This is a genomic window from Streptomyces sp. NPDC058964 (genome assembly GCF_042741275.1).
Classification (GTDB): domain Bacteria; phylum Actinomycetota; class Actinomycetes; order Streptomycetales; family Streptomycetaceae; genus Streptomyces.
In genome coordinates, this window is sequence record NZ_JBHYKH010000120.1 from 16,047 (window position 1) to 20,006 (window position 3,960).

A 3,960-nucleotide genomic window follows, 5' to 3' on the forward strand; every position below is an offset into this window, starting at 1 on the left:
CGGGCGGGTACCCGCGCCGGTATCGGTGTCGTGGGCGTGGGTCGGATCCGCTGTGCACACCTGACGCCACTCCCCGGGTCCGATTTTGTTTACTGGGCGGGGTTCGTCGGTGTCCCCGGCCGCTTCTCGTCCAGTTCGCGGGCCGAGTTCTGTGACCGGCGACCTGCCCCGATTCGTGACGCTAGCACGCACCCCGCCGCGGGGCTCCGGGGTGGTGCTCCGTCGGCGGGGTACGGTGACGAATCGTGTGCCGTGGGTCAGCCGATGCGGGTCAGCTTGCTCGAGAAGCCCGGCTCGGTGAGGTTCTTCTGGAGGGCCACCGGGACCCGCACCCCGCCGCTCTTTCCGTCACCGACGGTGAGTGTGCCGATCTTCGTGCCGGCCTTCGCGGTGTGCGGCAGGTCGGCGGAGGCGAAGGACAGCTTCACCTTCATCCCGGCCCAGCCGACGGCGGACACGTCCTTGGTGAGGACGACCGGGGTGTGACCGCCCAGACCGTCGTCCACGTACCCGACGACGTCGCCCTTCTTCAGGATCTTCGCCGAGGTCAGCGCGTCCTGGGCGGCGAGCAGCGCGGTCTTGCTGACGGCGTTCACCGTCTTGAGGATCTCCGGCTTGTGCTGGCCGAGGATCGCGCCGACGACGGTCACCGTCTGTCCGCCGACCTGCTTGCGGGAGGCGAAGAGCAGGTTGCCGCCGGCCGCGGTGGTGCTGCCGGTCTTGATGCCGATCGCGCCGATGCGGTACGGCAGCTCGTTGTAGTTGGGCCAGAAGTGGCCGGAGGGGTCCGTCCAGCTGGCCGCGCTGCTGATGGCGACCAGGGCCGGGACCTTGACGAACGCGCGGCCCAGCTTCACCTGGTCCTCGGCGGTGGAGACGGTGGTCTCCTTCAGACCCGAGGGATCGGTGTACTTCGTGTTGGTCATCCCCAGTTCCTCGGCGGTGGCGTTCATCTTCTTGACGAACGCCGCCTCGGAGCCCACGTCCCAGCGCGCGAGCAACCGGGCGATGTTGTTGGCGGACGGGATGAGGATCGCCGACAGGGCCTGCTTCTCGGTGAGGTACTGGCCGGCCTTGACGGTGTTGAGCGTCGACTCCCCGGCCTTGTTGTAGCCGCCCTCCTTCTCCGCCGTCGCGTCGATCTTGATCTTCGGGCCTTCCTGCCCCGGCTTCAGCGGGTGGTCCCTGAGGACGATGTAGGCGGTCATGGTCTTGGCGACCGAGCCGATGGCCACGGGAGTCTGCTTGCCGAAGTTGCCCATCGTGCCGATGCCGTCGCCGTCGATCCACCCCTGGCCCTCACCGGGCCAGGGCAGCTGCAGCCGGTCGCCGTCGAACGTGTAGGTGTCCTCGGCGGTGAGCGCGAGGGTGGGGGAGGGCAGCGGACGGAAGGCCTGTACGACCGCAAAGACGATCACCAGCAGCAGGACCAGCGGGGTCCAGATCTTGACCCGGCGGACGAGCGTGCGGACCGGGGTCTCCGGGGGCGGAGGCGTGTTCGTCAGCTCGGCGAGCAGGTCCAGCGGGGGCCTGGGCGGAAGCGGCTGCTGGGTGGTGCGCTCGGGGCCGACCTGGGGCACGGTGGCCGTCGCGTCGGCGGGGGCCGCCTTCGGCGCGCGGGGCGCCGGCTCGTCGAGGGGCTTGAGCGCGACGAACCTGCTCGTCCGCTCGGGGTCGGCCGCGGGGGACTTCGGGGTCTCCGGGGACTTCGGCGTCTCCGGGGAGTTCGTGGTCTCCGGGGACTTCGTGGTCTTCGGCTTGGTGGCGCCGCCCAGCTTGAGCATGGTCGTCGGCTGGTCGACCTGGGGCTTGGGCCGGGGGGCCTTGAAGATGGCGGTGGGCTGGTCGACGGGACCCTTCACGTCCGCGGGGGACCCGCCGTCCTCGGCCTCGGCTTCGTCGTCCCCACCCGCACCGTCCGCGCGGCTTTCGTCGCCGGCTGCCGGTGACCCCTGCGCGTCGGCGTCCGCGTCGTCGGCGGCTCGCGGGTCGGGGGTCGGCTTCGGGGCGGGTGCCGCCTCTGCGTCGGCATCCGCCTCGGGGGCGGTCTCGTCGGCGTCCGCCTCGGTGTCGGTGTCGGTGTCGGCTTCGGCTTCGGCTTCGGTGTCGGCAGCCGCACCCGCGGGCTCGTCCTCGACCTCGTCCTCGGAGGCGTCGTCTGCCTCGTCACCGTCGTCGGCCCGCGCCTCGTCGTCCGCCTCCGCAGCGGGCTCGTCGGCGTCGGCATCGGTCTCGGTCTCGCCGTCGGCCTCCGATTCGGCCCGCGCGGCAACCTCGTTGGTCTCGCCGTCGTGGTCGTCACCACCACCGCCGCCGTCGGCGACGGCGTCCGCCCCCGCCTCCGCGGCTGATTCGTCGTCGGTGGCCCCGGAGTCGGCCGCCTCCGGCGCCTCCTCGGGCTCCGGTTCGGCGTTCTCCGCCTTGCCGTCGCCCGAGCGGACCCACGCCGCCACGGCCTCCCGCAGTCGGCTGTCGTCCTTCGTGTCCGGCGCGGCGGCTTCGTCCGTGTCCGGTTCCTCGTCGCGGGAGGCGGCGGTCACCGCGTCCCGTACGGAGAGCACACGGGTCGCCGTGTCCACGTTGCCGCGGGAGACCGCGAGACGCGGATCGCGTGCCTCGGGAACCGGACCCGCGCTCCCCGACGTCGGTTCTGCCGACGACTCGCGCTGCTTCGACCTGTCGGGGGACTCGCCCGCCACCGATGCCTCCTCCATGTGCCGCACGTTCTCCGTGCGTCCGCCGAACAACCCGCCAACCGCTGCCCGGACCACGCCTCCCCGACGCTGTCCGAACCATGTACCAGTGTCCTGTGTGCGGGCTTAACCCCTGCGGTAGACGAGAACGACATACCTACCGGTTCCCTCACGAACCGGTCACGCGCTCTCGACAGACCAATGTGAGAGGGGTCACCCTGTCATTCATCCACGCGGGGAGGCATGGATGGGCAGGAGCCGCAGAACAATTCCGGAGGAGCTTCTGCTGCTGGCACTGGACCCGGCCACGGGTACCACTGCGCAGCCGCAGTCGCTCGACCTCGGTCTGGCCGGAGCACAGCTAGTGGAGCTGGCGCTGGCCGGACGGATAGCCCCAGACGGGGATCGTATCGCCGTGGTGGCACCACGGCCGACTGGAGATCCGACTCTGGACTGTGCGTTGGAGTTGCTGCGAAGGCGCGGCGCTCCGGTACGTGCCGTCCACTGGATCGGCGGGCCGCGTCTCGGGCTCCGCCAGACCTATCTCTCGCATCTGGAGCGGTGCGGCATGGTCGCCGCCGTACCGGGGCAGATGTGCGGGGTGCTGCCGACGACTCGTTACCAGGCGACGGACACCGCCATCAGCCGGGAGATCCGTGCCCGGCTGGATTCCGCGATCCGCACCGGCGTTCCGCCGGACCCGCGGACCGCGGCGCTCGCCGCCCTGGCACACGCGGTCGGCCTCGGCAAACACCTGTACCCGGGTAACGAGGGACGCTCGTCGCGTTCCCGGTTGCGGGATCTGATCAGGCACGACCCCATGGGCGGACTCGTCGCGCACGCCGTGATGGACGTCCAGAGCGGTGCGGCGGCCCAGCCACGCCGCAACCCTGCCTCCGCCGGCCGTCAGGCCGGGCCGGGAGCCAGGGCCGCAGCGGAACCCGCTCGTGGTGTTCCGATGCAGCCGCGCCGGGGCTCCATGGCGCGCGCCGTGGTCCACTGAGCCGCAGCCCCACGGCATCGCAACGCAACAGCACGACAGCACGCAACACGAAAGCCGCGCCGTCAGTCCCCAGACCCGGTACGGGAGCCGCTGGTCCGAGCGGGGCGGGGGGGGGGGGGGGTGGTGTGGTTGGGGGGGTGGGTGGGGGGGCCGGCGCCCCCCCGGGCGGGGGGCTCCGCGCACTACGCCGCTTCCGCGCGGTCCTGAGGGTTGCCGCCCCCGCCCGGCCCCGGGGGGGGGGGCCCCTCGGCGACATACATGATC

The 3,960-nt window shown here is 71.8% G+C and carries 2 protein-coding genes; one reads left to right on the forward strand and one right to left on the reverse strand.

Features of this window, described 5'->3' with window-relative positions:
- Window positions 1-257: 257 nt before the first annotated feature.
- A complete protein-coding gene (locus ACFW2E_RS17300; protein ID WP_384467203.1) occupies window positions 258-2,714 on the reverse strand; it encodes a D-alanyl-D-alanine carboxypeptidase in 2,457 nt (818 codons plus the stop codon).
- A gap of 226 nt (window positions 2,715-2,940) precedes the next feature.
- Here ACFW2E_RS17300 and ACFW2E_RS17305 point away from each other — a divergent pair, with 226 nt between their 5' ends.
- Complete coding sequence (locus tag ACFW2E_RS17305) at window positions 2,941-3,696, forward strand: GPP34 family phosphoprotein (RefSeq protein WP_384467205.1); 756 nt, start codon at window positions 2,941-2,943, stop codon at window positions 3,694-3,696.
- Window positions 3,697-3,960: the final 264 nt, after the last annotated feature.

Excerpts from the sequence above, each read along its gene's own strand:
- ACFW2E_RS17300 (WP_384467203.1), bottom strand. The coding sequence starts at position 2,714 with ATGGAGGAGGCATCGGTGGCGGGCGAGTCCCCCGACAGGTCGAAGCAG.
- ACFW2E_RS17305 (WP_384467205.1), top strand. The coding sequence starts at position 2,941 with ATGGGCAGGAGCCGCAGAACAATTCCGGAGGAGCTTCTGCTGCTGGCA.